At 62.8% G+C, this 14,445-nt stretch carries 13 protein-coding genes; 9 read left to right on the top strand and 4 right to left on the bottom strand.

Translation table 11 applies throughout. The annotated features are described in order from the left end of the window. Nucleotides 1-31 precede the first annotated feature (31 nt). Complete coding sequence (locus tag EN851_RS08990) at nucleotides 32-1,213, bottom strand: cystathionine beta-lyase (protein ID WP_135883565.1); 1,182 nt, start codon at nucleotides 1,211-1,213, stop codon at nucleotides 32-34. A 345-nt stretch (nucleotides 1,214-1,558) separates the two neighbouring features. Here EN851_RS08990 and EN851_RS08985 point away from each other — a divergent pair, with 345 nt between their 5' ends. The 7 genes from EN851_RS08985 to EN851_RS08955 all read left to right on the top strand — a co-directional run bounded on the left by EN851_RS08985 (nucleotide 1,559) and on the right by EN851_RS08955 (nucleotide 8,539). After that, on the top strand, nucleotides 1,559-2,194 hold the full coding sequence (locus EN851_RS08985; RefSeq protein ID WP_135929006.1) for a DUF1326 domain-containing protein: 636 nt from the start codon (nucleotides 1,559-1,561) through the stop codon (nucleotides 2,192-2,194). Nucleotides 2,195-2,203: 9 nt separating this feature from the next. Continuing rightward, nucleotides 2,204-3,064 (top strand): DUF2182 domain-containing protein, encoded by an 861-nt coding sequence (locus tag EN851_RS08980; protein ID WP_135929005.1) that lies wholly within the window; start codon nucleotides 2,204-2,206, stop codon nucleotides 3,062-3,064. A gap of 423 nt (nucleotides 3,065-3,487) precedes the next feature. Next, nucleotides 3,488-4,516, top strand: a complete 1,029-nt coding sequence (locus EN851_RS08975; protein ID WP_127871480.1) for an amino acid ABC transporter substrate-binding protein — start codon at nucleotides 3,488-3,490, stop codon at nucleotides 4,514-4,516. 62 nt (nucleotides 4,517-4,578) lie between these two features. Then, nucleotides 4,579-5,766: an amino acid ABC transporter permease gene (locus EN851_RS08970; protein ID WP_135929004.1), complete on the top strand. Its 1,188-nt coding sequence runs from the start codon at nucleotides 4,579-4,581 to the stop codon at nucleotides 5,764-5,766. 4 nt (nucleotides 5,767-5,770) lie between these two features. Next, entirely contained in the window at nucleotides 5,771-6,928 is a 1,158-nt protein-coding gene (locus EN851_RS08965; RefSeq protein ID WP_127277336.1) for an amino acid ABC transporter permease, read from the top strand. A 24-nt stretch (nucleotides 6,929-6,952) separates the two neighbouring features. Further along, nucleotides 6,953-7,756 (top strand): amino acid ABC transporter ATP-binding protein, encoded by an 804-nt coding sequence (locus EN851_RS08960; RefSeq protein ID WP_127277334.1) that lies wholly within the window; start codon nucleotides 6,953-6,955, stop codon nucleotides 7,754-7,756. 117 nt (nucleotides 7,757-7,873) lie between these two features. Then, entirely contained in the window at nucleotides 7,874-8,539 is a 666-nt protein-coding gene (locus EN851_RS08955) for a TIGR02117 family protein (RefSeq protein ID WP_135929003.1), read from the top strand. Nucleotides 8,540-8,556: 17 nt separating this feature from the next. On the opposite strand, the gene EN851_RS08950 is transcribed toward EN851_RS08955, so the two are convergent. Continuing rightward, on the bottom strand, nucleotides 8,557-9,795 hold the full coding sequence (locus EN851_RS08950; RefSeq protein ID WP_135929002.1) for an FAD-dependent monooxygenase: 1,239 nt from the start codon (nucleotides 9,793-9,795) through the stop codon (nucleotides 8,557-8,559). A 20-nt stretch (nucleotides 9,796-9,815) separates the two neighbouring features. Then, nucleotides 9,816-10,061: a zinc-finger domain-containing protein gene (locus EN851_RS08945; RefSeq protein ID WP_015318409.1), complete on the bottom strand. Its 246-nt coding sequence runs from the start codon at nucleotides 10,059-10,061 to the stop codon at nucleotides 9,816-9,818. 167 nt (nucleotides 10,062-10,228) lie between these two features. On the opposite strand from EN851_RS08945, the gene EN851_RS08940 reads away from it, so the two are divergent. Together EN851_RS08940 and ppx are read left to right on the top strand one after the other, a co-directional pair. Continuing rightward, on the top strand, nucleotides 10,229-12,421 hold the full coding sequence (locus tag EN851_RS08940) for an RNA degradosome polyphosphate kinase (protein ID WP_135929001.1): 2,193 nt from the start codon (nucleotides 10,229-10,231) through the stop codon (nucleotides 12,419-12,421). Then, nucleotides 12,421-13,956 (top strand): exopolyphosphatase, encoded by a 1,536-nt coding sequence (gene ppx, locus EN851_RS08935; protein WP_127871486.1) that lies wholly within the window; start codon nucleotides 12,421-12,423, stop codon nucleotides 13,954-13,956. The genes EN851_RS08940 and ppx overlap by 1 nt, the downstream gene beginning before the upstream one ends. Here the strand turns inward: ppx and EN851_RS08930 are convergent, their stop codons facing one another. Further along, the gene (locus EN851_RS08930) at nucleotides 13,957-14,379 is read right to left on the bottom strand and encodes a DoxX family protein (protein ID WP_127871487.1); all 423 of its coding nucleotides are present in this window, start codon (nucleotides 14,377-14,379) and stop codon (nucleotides 13,957-13,959) included. Nucleotides 14,380-14,445 lie beyond the last annotated feature (66 nt).

The raw sequence follows: 14,445 nt of genomic DNA, 5'->3' as shown, positions 1-14,445 counted from the left end.
GTCTGCCAACTCTTCCGGGCGGCCAGACAGATCAGGCGGCGGCCGCTGCAAGCCCGCGCATGATGTCGGCTTTCAGGTCGTCGACATCCTCGAGGCCGATCTGCAAGCGGATCAACGGACCTTCATAAGGGCCTTTCGCAACGACGCGGTCGACAAGCCAGACCGGCACCGCCAGGCTCTCATAGCCGCCCCAGGAATAGCCGAGACCGAAGATGCGCAATGCGTCGAGGAAAGCGTGCTGCTCCCGCTGGCCACCGCCGGCCAGCACGATCGAAAAGATGCCGCTCGAACCGCAAAAGTCCCGCTTCCACAGATCGTGGTCCGGATGGCTGGGAAGGGCAGGGTGGAGCACCCGCGCCACGCCCGGCTGGCTTTCGAGCCACGAGGCGATGGCAAGCGCGCTGCGCTGATGATGGTCGAGCCGCACGCCCATCGTGCGCAGGCCGCGCAGCACCTGATAGACATCGTCGGGTCCCGAACAGCAGCCAAGCGTGCAAAAACTCTCGTAGAGCTGCTTCCAGCAGGCCTCATTGGCCGAGACCGTGCCGAGGAGCACGTCCGAATGGCCGGCCGGATATTTCGTCGCCGCGTGGATCGAGATGTCGACGCCGTGGTCGAGCGGCCGGAAATAGAGTGGTGTCGCCCAGGTGTTGTCCATCATCACGATGGCGCCGGCCGCATGCGCCGCCTTGGCGATCGCCGGGATATCCTGCACCTCGAATGTGTTGGAGGCCGGCGATTCGGTGAACACCACTTTGGTGTTCGGCTTGATCAAGGCCGCGATGCCGGCGCCGATACGGGGCGCATAATACTCGACCTCGACGCCCAATCGCTTCAGCATCGTATCGGCGAAGTTTCTCGTGGGGTGATAAACGGAATCGACGATTAGCAGATGGTCGCCCGCCGATACGAAGGCGAGCAGCGGAATGGTCACCGCCGCCAGGCCCGATGGCACCACGATCGTGCCGGCGGACCCCTCCAGCGCATCGATCGCCTGTGCGAGGGCATCGGTCGTCGGTGTTCCGCGCGTGCCGTAGGTGTATTTCTGGTTGCGTGCGGCCATCGCGGCGGCATTGGGGAACAGCACGGTCGAGGCGTGCACCACGGGCGGATTGACGAAGCCGAAATAGTCGTGCGGGTTGTTGCCTGAATGGGCAAGCCGGGTGTTGATGCCCACCTTGCCGGAACCCTGCTCGCTGCCGTCTTTCGCCATTCTTGGTCGCCCTGTCTGATAAGGCGCTAGCCATAGTGCGGCGTCGTGGACCGTGCAACAGCCGACTGTCCGCCAGGAATGGACTTCGAATATGCCAATTCCCGGGTCCGGAAAACAGCTGGGGGTTGATCTGAATCGGACCGACCAGGTGCGGCCGTGCCTTGCCGGACGCCCAGTCGCCGGCCGGTCGGCCTATTGTAGCCGGCTGTGAAAGATATATAATCAATTTCTAATATTAATCGCCGGATTGCTTCGATCAGATGCTGCCGGATGGTTTTTGCCGGCTACCTCTCCTGGTCCCCAATCCGGGTATCGCGCCCACCGCGCGGCAAAGGGAGGAAGAACATGCCTGACGTCAAATGGACGATGAAGGCACGCGAATTCATCAACTGCAATTGCGCCTATGGCTGCCCGTGCCAGTTCAACGCCATGCCAACATACGGATTCTGCCAGGCGGTCGCCGGCATGGAGATCGAGACCGGCCATCACGGCGACACCAAGCTGGACGGGTTGCGGTTCGTCGGCATTTTCAGTTGGCCCGGCGCGATCCACCAGGGCAGGGGCGAGGCCGCGGTGGTTATCGACGAGAGGGCCAGCGAAGCCCAGCGTGAAGCTCTGCTTCGCATATTGGGCGGCCAGGACACCGAGCCGGGCGCAACGATATTCCAGGTCTTTTCGACCACGCTGGAGAAATTCCACGATCCGATCTTCGCCGCGATCGATTTCAAGGTCGACGTCGACGCGCGAACCGGCCGGCTGCACGTCAAGGGCGTCACCGACGGCCATGGCGAGCCGATCAAGAACCCGGTCACCGGTGCCGAGCACAGGGCGCGCATCGACCTGCCGCGCGGCTTCGAATACGCGATCGCCGAGATCGGTCGTGGCTGGACCAAGGCGACCGGCCCGATCAAGTTCGAGGTGGCCGACACGCACAGCCATTTCGCCAATCTGCATCTCACGCAGAGCGGCGTCGTGCATTGACCTGATCCAATGGGCGACACGGCTCTCGAGGCTGTGCTGCGGCGCGACCGCGCGGTCGTGATGACGGCGCTCGTCGTGATTGCCTTGCTCGCCTGGTCCTATGTTCTTTGGCTCGCCGTCGACATGGCCATGCCTGGTGTCCCCGTCGCGGACGGCGCGGCAGGCGGCATGGCCGGGATGGACATGTCGAACACGGATATTGGCGGCATGGATATGGGCGCCGCCGTGGCGCCGGGTTTCAGGACCTGGGCATCGGCCGATTTCGTCTTCATCTTCACCATGTGGGCCGTGATGATGGTCGGCATGATGACGCCTTCGGTCGCGCCGATGTTGCTGCTCTATGCAGGCGTCGGCCGCAAGGCACGGGTCGATGGCCAGCCTATCGCGTCGACGGCATGGTTTTTTGCCGGCTATCTCATCGTCTGGATCGTCTTCAGCATCGCGGCCACCGGCGCGCAATGGCTGCTCGCCCGTTTCGCCTTGCTTGATCCGGCAATGGCTACCAACAGTGCGACCCTCGGTGGCCTCGTCCTGATCGCCGCCGGCCTCTATCAATGGACGCCGGTCAAGGGCGTCTGCCTGCGCCAATGCCAGGCGCCGATCGCATTCCTGACCAGCCATGGCGGCTTCCGCACCACCCCGCCCGGCGCGCTTCGGCTCGGCATCGGCCACGGCGCCTATTGTCTCGGCTGCTGCTGGGCGCTGATGGCCCTGCTGTTTGTCGGCGGTGTCATGAACGTCCTGTGGATCGCCGGCATCGCCATCCTTGTTCTCCTGGAGAAGATGGTCCCGGCCGGGCAATTGATCCCGCGCATCTCCGGCGCATTGATGGTTGCGATCGGCGTCTGGCTCGTCTTTCCCGCGCTTTGACCTGCGTACCGGCTTTGTTCACGAGCAATATTGACCGGCAATCGCCGGCCGGGGGTATTCCGCGACGTCAATGCATTTCGTGCTGGAGGCAGTAACACTCAGGTATTGTCCGCAATGGATTTCACGGAGCCGGCTCACATCCGCGTCAAATGAGCTTTGCCGATTCAATTCGCGCTTGTGACTAAATCGCGGGCGCGTTTGTCTGCAATTCAGGCATTTCGGGCAATCGATTTTCAAACCCGTTGCAATTCGGTCATTTTCCTTGACCTCACAAGAATTATCGCCTTCGATGCTGTTCGTGAATGGGAGGCGGCGCGCCGATTTGCGACGCGGGGTTCCGGGAATGGGCCGGGATGGGAGCTTCGTTCACACGGGAGAAAAGATCAGGGTCTGCCTGAAAAAACAGAAAAGGGTCTGTGGGTTATGAAACACATTGCTATCGGCATTCTCGGCGTCGCCACGCTCGGACTGATGGCGTCGGCCGCGTCGGCCGGCACGCTCGATACAGTCAAGGCGAAGGGCTTCATCCAGTGCGGCGTCTCGACCGGTCTGGCCGGCTTCTCGGCGCCGGACGACAAGGGCGACTGGCAAGGCATCGACGCCGATTTCTGCCGCGCGGTTGCCGCCGCCGTCTTCGGTGATGGCACCAAGGTCAAGTTCACGCCGCTCAGCGCCAAGGAGCGCTTCACCGCACTGCAGTCCGGCGAAGTCGACATCCTGTCGCGCAACACCACCTGGACGATCAACCGCGATACCGCGCTTGGCCTGAATTTCATCGGCACGACCTACTATGACGGCCAGGGTTTCATGATCAACGCCAAGAAGCTGCCGGGCGTCAATTCGGCGCTGCAGCTTTCGGGCGCCGCCGTCTGCGTGCAGAGCGGCACGACCACCGAGCTCAACCTCGCCGACTACTTCAAGGCGAACAAGATGGAGTACAATCCGGTCGTCTTCGAGAAGCTGGAAGAGGTCAACGCCGCCTATGATGCCGGCCGCTGCGACGTCTACACCACCGACCAGTCGGGCCTTTACGGCATTCGCTTGACGCTCGGCTCGCCGGCCGATCACGTCGTGCTGCCCGAGATCATCTCGAAGGAGCCGCTCGGACCTGCCGTTCGCCAGGGCGACGACCAGTGGTACCACATCGTCAAGTGGACCTATTTCGCCCTGCTCGACGCCGAGGAACTCGGCATCACCAAGGCCAATGTCGACGAGATGAAGAACTCCGCCAGCCCGGAGATCAAGCGCGTGCTCGGCCAGGAGGCCGACACCAAGATCGGCACCGATCTCGGCGTCTCCAACGACTGGGTCGTCAACATCGTCAAGGCCACCGGCAATTACGGCGAAATGTTCGACCGCAATGTCGGTTCGGGCAGCCCGCTGAAGATCGCCCGTGGCATCAATGCGCTGTGGACCAAGGGCGGCCTGCAATACGCTCCGCCGATCCGCTGATCGAAATGTGATCCGGAAGGCAGGCACCTGCCTTCCGGTTTCTCTTTCACAGGGGACGTGACATGGCATCGCAGGAAATCCTACGCGAGGAGCCGAGCCGCGGCTCCTTCGTCAATGATCCGAGAATACGCAGTCTCTTCTTCCAGACGCTGGTCGTCGTCTTGTTGTTCGGCTCCATCTGGTGGATCGTGCAGAACGTCATCGACAATCTGCATCGCCTGCACATCGCCTCGGGCTTCGGCTTCCTCAAGGGGCGCGCCGGCTTCGACATATCGGACACGCCGATCGCCTATACGTCGGACTCGACCTATGGCCGCGCCATCATCGTCGGCCTGATCAACACCATCATCGTTGCCGCCGCCGGCATCATCACCGCCACCATTATCGGCTTCATCATCGGCATCGGTCGCCTGTCGCAGAACTGGCTGATCCAGAAGATCTGCACGGTCTATGTCGAGATTTTCCGCAACATCCCGCCGCTGCTGGTCATCTTCTTCTGGTATTCCGGCGTGCTCGCCGTGCTGCCGGCGCCGCGCGACTCCTATCATCTGCCCTTCGGCTCCTTCCTCAACCAGCGCGGCTTCTATTTTCCGCGCCCGGTCTGGGGCGACGGCTCCTGGCTGATCCTGGTCGCCCTTGTCGTGGGCATCGCAATGTCGTGGTTCGTCGCTCGCAGGGCGCGTCAGCGGCAGATGGCGACAGGCCAGCAATTTCCCGTGTTCTGGACTTCCGCCGCGCTGGTCGTCGGCTTGCCGCTGCTCGCTTACGTGCTGAGCGGCTTTCCGCTGAGCTTCGATCTTCCAAAACAGTCGACGTTCAACCTGACCGGCGGCTTCCAGGTCAAGCCGGAATTCCTGTCGCTCTACCTAGCGCTGTCCTGCTACACGGCGGCCTTCATCGCCGAAATCGTGCGCGCCGGCATCAGGGGCGTCAGCAAGGGCCAGACCGAGGCGGCGGCAGCGCTTGGTCTGCGATCCGGGTCGATCCTGCGGCTGGTCGTGGTGCCGCAGGCCATGCGCATCGTCATTCCGCCGCTGACCAGCCAGTATCTCAACCTGACCAAGAACTCCTCGCTGGCGATCGCCATCGGTTATCCCGACCTGACGGCGACAGCCGGCACGGTTCTGAACCAGACCGGACAAGCGGTCGAAGGCGTGCTGATCATGATGATCGCCTATCTCATACTCAGCCTGGTGACCTCGGCCGTGATGAACGTGGTCAACGCCAGAATGGCGCTGGTGGAGAGGTAGAGCCATGCAGGAACATGACATGTCCTGGGTGCGGACCGAAATGGCGCTGGCGCAGCCCGCGCCGGCGAGCGTCAGCGGTCCCGTCGCCTGGGTGCGCAGGAACCTGATCGGTTCGGTCGGCGACACCATCCTCACCATCCTCGGCATCGTCATCGTCGCCTGGGTACTGCCGCAGGTCATCAACTGGGCGTTCATCAACGCACAGTGGACCGGGCCGGACCGCACGGTCTGCGCGACCGTCGCGCAAGGCGGTATTCAGCCCGACGGCTGGAGCGGCGCCTGCTGGGCTTTCGTCAACGCCAAGTTCGGCCAGTTCATGTTCGGCACCTATCCGGTCGAGGAGCGCTGGCGGCCGATCCTGGTCGCCATCCTGTTCGTGGCACTGCTGGTGCCGATGCTGATGCCACGTGTGCCGCGCAAGGGGTTGAACGCGATCCTGCTGTTCCTGGTGCTGCCGATCGTTTCCTTCTTCCTTCTGGTCGGCGGCATATTCGGCCTGCCGCATGTCGAAACCTCACGCTGGGGCGGGCTGCTGATCACGCTGAGCCTGTCCTTCGTCGGCATCGCCGTGTCGCTGCCGCTGGGCACCGTGCTGGCGCTCGGCCGGCGCTCGAAGATGCCGATCGTCAAGATGCTGTGCGTCATCTTCATCGAAGCCGTGCGCGGCATACCGCTGATCACGGTGCTGTTCTTCGTCAGCGTCATGCTGCCGCTGTTCCTGCCGGCCGGCGTCACCTTCGACAAATATCTGAGGGCGCTGATCGGCGTGTCGCTGTTTGCCGCCGCCTACATGGCCGAAGTCGTGCGCGGCGGCCTGCAGGCGATCCCGAAGGGACAGTATGAAGGCGCCGATTCGCTCGGCCTCGGCTACTGGCAGAAGATGGGCCTGATAGTGCTGCCGCAGGCGCTGAAGCTGGTCATTCCCGGCATCGTCAACACCTTCATCGGCATGTTCAAGGACACCAGCCTGGTCCTCATCATCTCGATGTTCGACCTGCTCGGCATCGTCAAGCAGAACTTCTCCGATGCCAACTGGGCAACGGCGCAGACCGCGAAATCCGGTCTTGTGTTCGCGGCCTTCGTCTTCTGGCTGTTCTGCTTCGGCATGTCGCGCTATTCAATGTACACGGAACGCCGGCTCGACACCGGCTACAAACGCTAAACAAAAGAACAAGGGGACCCAGCCATGGCCACCGAAAACGCCGTCAGCGCGGAAGAGATCAAGGTCAACGCCGCCAAGATGCAGATTTCCACCACCGATGTCGCCATCGACATCGTCGCCATGCACAAATGGTACGGCGAGTTCCATGTGCTGAAGGACATCAACCTGAAAGTGATGCGCGGCGAGCGCATCGTCATCTGCGGCCCGTCCGGCTCCGGCAAGTCGACCATGATCCGCTGCATCAACCGGCTGGAGGAGCACCAGAAGGGCAAGATCATCGTCGACGGCAAGGAACTCACCAACGATCTCAAGAAGATCGACGAGGTGCGCCGCGAGGTCGGCATGGTGTTCCAGCACTTCAACCTGTTCCCGCATCTGACCATCCTGGAGAACTGCACACTGGCGCCGATCTGGGTGCGCAAGACGCCGAAGAAGCAGGCCGAGGAAATCGCCATGCATTTCCTCAAGCGTGTCAAGATTCCCGAGCAGGCCAACAAATATCCGGGCCAGCTTTCCGGCGGCCAGCAGCAGCGCGTGGCGATCGCACGCTCGCTGTGCATGAACCCGCGCATCATGCTGTTCGACGAGCCGACCTCGGCGCTCGACCCTGAAATGATCAAGGAAGTGCTGGAGACCATGGTGGGGCTGGCCGAGGAAGGCATGACCATGCTGTGCGTCACCCACGAGATGGGTTTTGCGCGGAAAGTCGCCAACCGGGTGATCTTCATGGACCAGGGCCAGATCGTCGAGCAGAACACGCCGGCCGAGTTCTTCGACCATCCGCGCCACGAACGCACGAAACTGTTCCTGTCGCAGATTCTGCACTGAGCGCTTTACGCCGACTCGAGAAAGCCCGGCCACGCCACGGCCGGGCTTTTTAGCGTCTGGCCAATCGGATAGTGATCGCCTCCATTGAGCCGCGAACGGAATCGCGAAGCCGCACCGATGAAAAAACTCCTGCGTTTGCTGGTCATGCTGGTTGCCGCGGTGGTGCTCGCTTTGTCGCTCGGCACGCTGGTGCCGCGGCCGCTCTGGCCCACGGCTGCCGCAGGCGAGGGCACGCGGCGCATATTGGTGCTGAAGAACCCAATCCACACCGACATCGCCATTCCGGTGGATGACGGGGTGCGCCGGCGCTTCCGTTTTCTTGCCGATGCCGGCCTGCCTTCGGACGCCCCCGAAGTGCGCTACCTCGTCTTCGGCTGGGGCGGGCGCGCCTTCTACCTGGAAACGCCGACATGGTCGCAAGTGAAGGCGCTGCCGGTATTCAAGGCGCTGACACTCGATGCTTCGGTGATGCATGTCGACGTCGCCGGCGATATCTCCGAGCCGCGCCCCGATGTCGCCGGCTTCGACGTGGGCGAGGACCGTTTTGCCGCGTTGCTCGACTTTGTCGAAGCGAGTTTTCAGCAGGGACCGAGCGGCCCGATCGTCATCGACAATGCCGCCTATTCCAATTTCGACCGTTTTTATGAGGCCAATGGCCGTTTCAACGCGCTGATCGGCTGCAACACCTGGGCTGCGGCCGCACTGCGCACTGCCGGCCTGCGCACCGGCTGGTGGAACCCGCTGCCGGCATCGCTTGGGTTGTCGATGCGGCTGTATAATTAGCTTTGCCGCAGCTCCTTTCAGCGACGGATGACCTGCTGCTGTTCCCAGCCGTAAAGCCAATCCAAATCCGCCGCGAGCTTCTCTCCTGGCCGCGTCGCCAGGACCAGATTGCGCGCCAATGCCACCGGTCCCTGGGCGTGCCAGGCGAGGCGGTTGAGCGCGCCGCGTTTCAGTACCTTTTCGATGCGCGGTCGTCTCAGCTTCTCCCAGATGGTGAGGCTTTGCGTCAGGTCGCCGGGGAAGTCGGCGACCAGGCTGGCGAGCATCGCGGCGTCCTCGATCGCCATCGCGGCACCTTGTGCCGCGAACGGCGTCATTGCGTGCGCGGCGTCGCCGATCAGCGCGATGCCGGCTGGCATTGTCCAAGGCTGTCTCTGTTCGACGGTATGCAGCGGCCAGGTCAGCCACGGGCCGGCTATTTCCACCAGCTTCACGAGTCCTGGCGCGGTGCCGCGCATGGCGGCGGCGAGTATGCCGGGATCGGCATGGCCGGACCAGCCCTCGGTAATGCGCTCGCCTTTGGTGAAGGCGACGAGGTTGAATGCGTCGCCCTTACTGACGGGATAGACGACCATGTGGAAACCCGTATGCAGGAAAGTCGTGACGCAATCGGCTGCACCGATCGCGGCGAAGGCCCGCCCGGCGCTGCTGTCTGCCGCGACGGTGGTGCGCCAGGCCAACTCTCCCGAAAAACGGCTTCTTGGCGATGCCATCCTTTGTGCATCGACAAGCTCGCGCACCGACGACCAGACGCCATCGGCGCCGACCAGCAAGGAGCCTTGTTCCTCCGCCGTATTGCCACCGATCTCGACGGTCGCCGTGACACCATGGCTGCCAGTCGCAATTCTTTGGACGCGCGCCCCGACGGTGAGATGGATATCAGGTATCTCGGCAACCCGTGCCATCAACGCGCTCTGCACATCGGCCCGGTGGGCGACGAGATAGGGCGCGCCCCAGCGGCTCTCGCCGGCTTCCCCTAGCGGCACGCGCGCCAGTTGGCGCAACGTCCTTGCGTCCTTCAATACCACGGCCTCCGGCCTTACCACCGCCGACAGCAGTCGGTCGAGCACGCCGAGTTGACGAAGGATGCGTGTCGCATTGGGAGAGAGCTGGATGCCCGCGCCGACCGCTTCAAGGCGCTGCGCCTGCTCGAACACCTGCACGGGATAACCGCGTTCGGCGAAGGCAACCGCCGCGGTCAGTCCGGCAATGCCAGCTCCGGCGATGACGACTTGCCGGGAGCGCGTGTCGTCCATCCGGTTTGCCGCGAAAGGCTTCAGGCGGCCTGGTCGATGTAGAGGCAGCCCGCGGGCAGGGTTTCCGTCGCCTTCAGCTTTGGCGAATAGCGGTAGAGGGTCGAGCAGTAGGGGCAGACTTTCTCATTGTCGTCGCCCATGTCGAGAAACACATGCGGATGATCGAAAGGCGGGTTGGCGCCCGTGCACATGAATTCCTTGACCCCGATATCGATTGCCGGATGGCCCGCATCGTTCTGGAAATGGGGAATGGAACCGCCTGCCATCGTCGTCTCCTTAACGCAGTCTCTCTGCATCTGGATCATATCAAGCCTGTTTGCAAGTTCGATGAAATCAAACTGTCGCAAAAGCCTGTCAGAGAACTGTCGCAAAAGCCTGCCACAGGATAAGTTAAGCCGGTTAACCGGCTAAAGCGGGCGGAAGATCAGGAATCATGAACGAATTGAAGCCGGTACAGAGCGAATTCAACAACGTCACGGCAGCGAGCCCGGAAGGCAATCCGGACCGTTTCGTCAACCGCGAGTTCTCCTGGCTGCAGTTCAATCGCCGCGTTCTCGAAGAATCGCTGAACACCCATCACCCGCTGCTGGAGCGCGTCCGCTTCCTGTCGATCTCGGCCGCCAATCTCGACGAGTTCTTCATGGTGCGCGTCGCCGGCCTTGCCGGCCAGGTGCGCGAGGGCATCGTGCTGAAGAGCCCGGACGGACGCACCCCCGAACAGCAGCTCGAACAATTGCTGCGTGAAGTCGAGCGGCTGCAGGAAGACCAGCAGAAGAGCCTTTCGGCACTCACGGTTCTGCTCAACAAGGAAGGCATCGAGAGCATCACCCGCGATGCGCTGACCAAGGACGAAAAGGTCTGGCTGGAAGAGCATTTCCAGGACCAGGTGTTTCCGGTGCTCACCCCGCTGTCGATCGACCCGGCGCATCCGTTCCCGTTCATTCCCAATCTCGGCTTCTCCATGGCGCTGCAGCTTCGCCACCGCAAGAATGGCGAGGAGATGAGCGCATTGCTGCGCCTGCCGGTGGCGCTGAAGCGCTTTATCCGCCTTCCGGACCGCAAGAACCATGTCCGCTTCATTCCGCTGGAGGAGGCGGTCGGCCTTTACATCGGCAAGCTGTTCCCCGGCTACGAGGTCAAGGGCTCCGGCACGTTCCGCATCATCCGCGACAGCGATATCGAGGTCGAAGAGGAGTCGGAAGACCTTGTGCGGCTGTTCGAAACGGCGCTGAAGCGTCGCCGCCGCGGTTCGGTTATCCGCATCGAGTTCGACATGCTGATGCCGGGGGAATTGCGCGATTTCGTCGCCGGCGAGCTTGGTGTCTCGTCGAGCCGCATCAGCGTGCTCACCGGGCCGCTGGCGCTCAGCCAGATCTCCGAGATCGTCTCCGTTCCCCGCGACGACCTGAAGTTCACGCCCTACAACCCACGCTTTCCCGAACGCATCCGCGAGCATGGCGGCGACTGTTTTGCCGCCATCCGCGAGAAAGACATCGTCGTTCATCATCCCTACGAGTCGTTCGACGTGGTGGTGCAGTTCCTGCGCCAGGCAATGGCCGACCCCGAAGTTGTGGCGATCAAGCAGACGCTCTATCGCACCTCCAACGACAGCCCGATCGTGCGTGCGCTGGTCGACGCGGCCGAGGCTGGCAAGTCGGTGACGGCGCTGGTCGAGCTCAAGGCGCGTTTCGACGAGGAAGCCAACATCCGCTGGGCGCGCGATCTCGAACGTGCCGGCGTGCAGGTCGTGTTCGGGTTCCTCGAACTCAAGACCCATGCCAAGATGTCGCTGGTGGTACGGCGCGAGGACGGCAAGCTGCGCAACTACGTCCATCTCGGCACCGGCAATTACCATCCGGTGACGGCACGCATCTACACCGACCTGTCCTTCTTCACCACCGATCCGACGATTGCCCGCGACGTCGCCCAATTGTTCAATTTCATCACCGGCTATGCCGAGCCGACCGCCGAAATGCGACTGGCGATCTCGCCCTTCACGCTGAGGAACCGCATCCTCCAGCACATTTCAGCCGAGATCACCCATGCGTTGGAGGGGCGGCCGGCGCGCATCTGGATGAAGATGAACGCGCTCGTCGACCCCATCATCATCGATGCGCTCTACGATGCCAGCCGCGCCGGTGTGGAAATCGACCTCGTCGTGCGCGGCATATGCTGTCTGCGGCCGCAAGTGCCGGGCCTGTCGGAGAACATCAGGGTCAAGTCGATCGTCGGCCGGTTCCTCGAGCACAGCCGTATCTATTGCTTCGGCAACGGCCATGGCCTTCCCTCGGACGAGGCGATTATCTACATCTCCTCGGCCGACCTGATGCCGCGCAATCTCGACCGCCGCGTCGAGACCATGGTGCCGATCACCAATCCAACTGTGCATGAACAGATTCTGGGCCAGATCATGCTGGGCAACATCATGGACAATCAGCAAAGTTTCGACGTATTGGCTGATGGAACCTCCCGGCGCGTGGTGCTGGAGGAGGGCGAGGAACCGTTCAACGCGCAGGAATATTTCATGACCAATCCGAGCCTGTCGGGACGGGGTGACGCGCTGAAATCGCATGCGCCCAAGCGAATCGCGCAGTTCAAGCGCCGCAAGAAGAACGCCACCACCTGATGCTGTTCAATTCCCAGGGCCGGCTGCAGGACCGCCGACCGCTGTCCATCATCGACATCGGATCCAATTCGATCCGTCTTGTCGTCTATGAGGGGCTGGCGCGTTCGCCGACCGTGCTGTTCAACGAAAAGATGCTGGCCGGCCTCGGCCGCGGCATCGTCTCGACAGGGAAGCTCGACCCCGAAGGGGTGGCGCGTTCGATGGAGGAGTTTCGCCGTTTCCGCGCGCTCTCCGACCAGGCCGGTGCCGAACACATGTACGTGCTGGCAACCGCCGCCGCCCGTGAGGCGATCAACGGTCCCGATTTCATCCATCGCGCCGAGGAGGTGCTCAAGACCGAGATCCGCGTGCTCTCCGGCCGCCAGGAAGCGCATTATTCCGCGCTCGGCGTCATCTCAGGTTTTCATCCGGCCAACGGTATTGCCGGCGACCTTGGCGGCGGCAGCCTGGAACTGATCGACATCGATGGCGAGGCGATCGGCGACGGCATCACGCTGCCGCTCGGCGGCCTGCGCCTGCAGGATATGGCGAAGAACTCGCTCGTCCAGGCGCAGAAGATCGCGCGCCAGGAATTGGCCCGGGCCAAGCTCTTGAAGGGCGCGCAGGGCAGGACTTTCTACGCCGTCGGCGGCACCTGGCGAAACCTCGCCAGGCTGCACATGGAGATGAACAACTACCCGCTCGGCGTCATGCACCACTACGAGATATCGGCCGACAGTGCCCAAACCTTCCTCAAGCAGGTGGCCAGGGGCGAGGTCGAAAAGGTGAGGGGTATCGAGGGCGTCTCCAAGAACCGCCGCTCGCTGCTGCCATACGGCGCGCTCGTGCTGCAGGAAATCATGACGGCGATGCAACCGTCCAGGATCGTCGTTTCGGCGCAAGGCGTGCGCGAAGGCTTTCTCTATTCACTGCTCGAGGCGGCCGAGCAGAAGGCCGATCCGCTGATCTCGGCCGCCGAGGAGCTTGCGCTTTTGCGCTCGCGTTCGGTCCACCACGCGCATGATCTGGTCGAATGGACCGGCAAGGCCTTCAAGGCTTTCGGCATCGACGAGACGGAAGACGAAGCGCGCTATCGCCATGCCGCCTGCCTGCTTGCCGATATCGGCTGGCGCGCTCATCCGGAATATCGCGGCAAGCAGTCGCTCAACATCATCGCGCATGCGTCCTTCATCGGCGTCGATCATCCCGGCCGCGCCTACCTGGCGCTTACCAACGCCTACCGTCATGACGGCGTCTTCAATGAATTGGTGGCGCCCGAAATCAAGGCGCTGGCGCCGCCGCGCCTGTTGGAGCGCGCGCGCGTGCTGGCGGCGATGATGCGCGTCGTCTACCTGCTGACGGCCGCGATGCCCGGCATCATGCCGAGGCTGAAATGGGAAAGCCGCGCCAACGGCGTGCTGGCGCTGGTGCTGCCGGCTTCGCTTTCCGATCTCTACGGCGAGCGGCCGGCCGGCCGGCTGGCGCAACTGGCGCGCGTCACCAATCGCCGTCTGGTGCTGGCGGTCGAGGGCGGCCAGAGCGTGTCGGTCAAATAGTCAAGTCGCGTCGGCGCCTATGCCGAAGCCTCGCCCGTCGGCCGACCATGCGCCGGCGCCAACCATGGCAAGCGCCAGGAAACCGCCCGATATCGCGATATCCTTCATCAGCATCTGCTGGTGCAGGAAAGCGAGCGTCGCATCGCCGGCGCCTTGGCCATAGTGGCCGATATAGCCGGCCGCAATGCAGAAGGCGGCCAGCAGCAGCGCGACGATCCTCGTCTGGAACCCAACGAGGATCAGCAGTCCCGCGATCAGCTCAAAAAGGCCGGTGCCCCAGGCGGCGAGCGCCGGCAGCGGCAGGCCAAGACCGGAGAAATAGCTGGTGGTCCCAGCAATATTGGCGAGCGCCTGGAAGCCGGACGGCACGAACAGCACGGCAAACAGCAGCCGCGAAACCATAAGCAATGCATTGCGACCCATGGCACCCTCCCTTGCCGGCACGGTCACCGGCGACCATTGCAGTCTACGCCTGTGATCACACAACGA

Source organism: Mesorhizobium sp. M8A.F.Ca.ET.208.01.1.1 (genome assembly GCF_004791315.1).
Lineage (GTDB): Bacteria > Pseudomonadota > Alphaproteobacteria > Rhizobiales > Rhizobiaceae > Mesorhizobium.
Note: the sequence above shows the minus strand (reverse complement) of the source record. Positions and strands in the feature narration are given on the sequence as shown.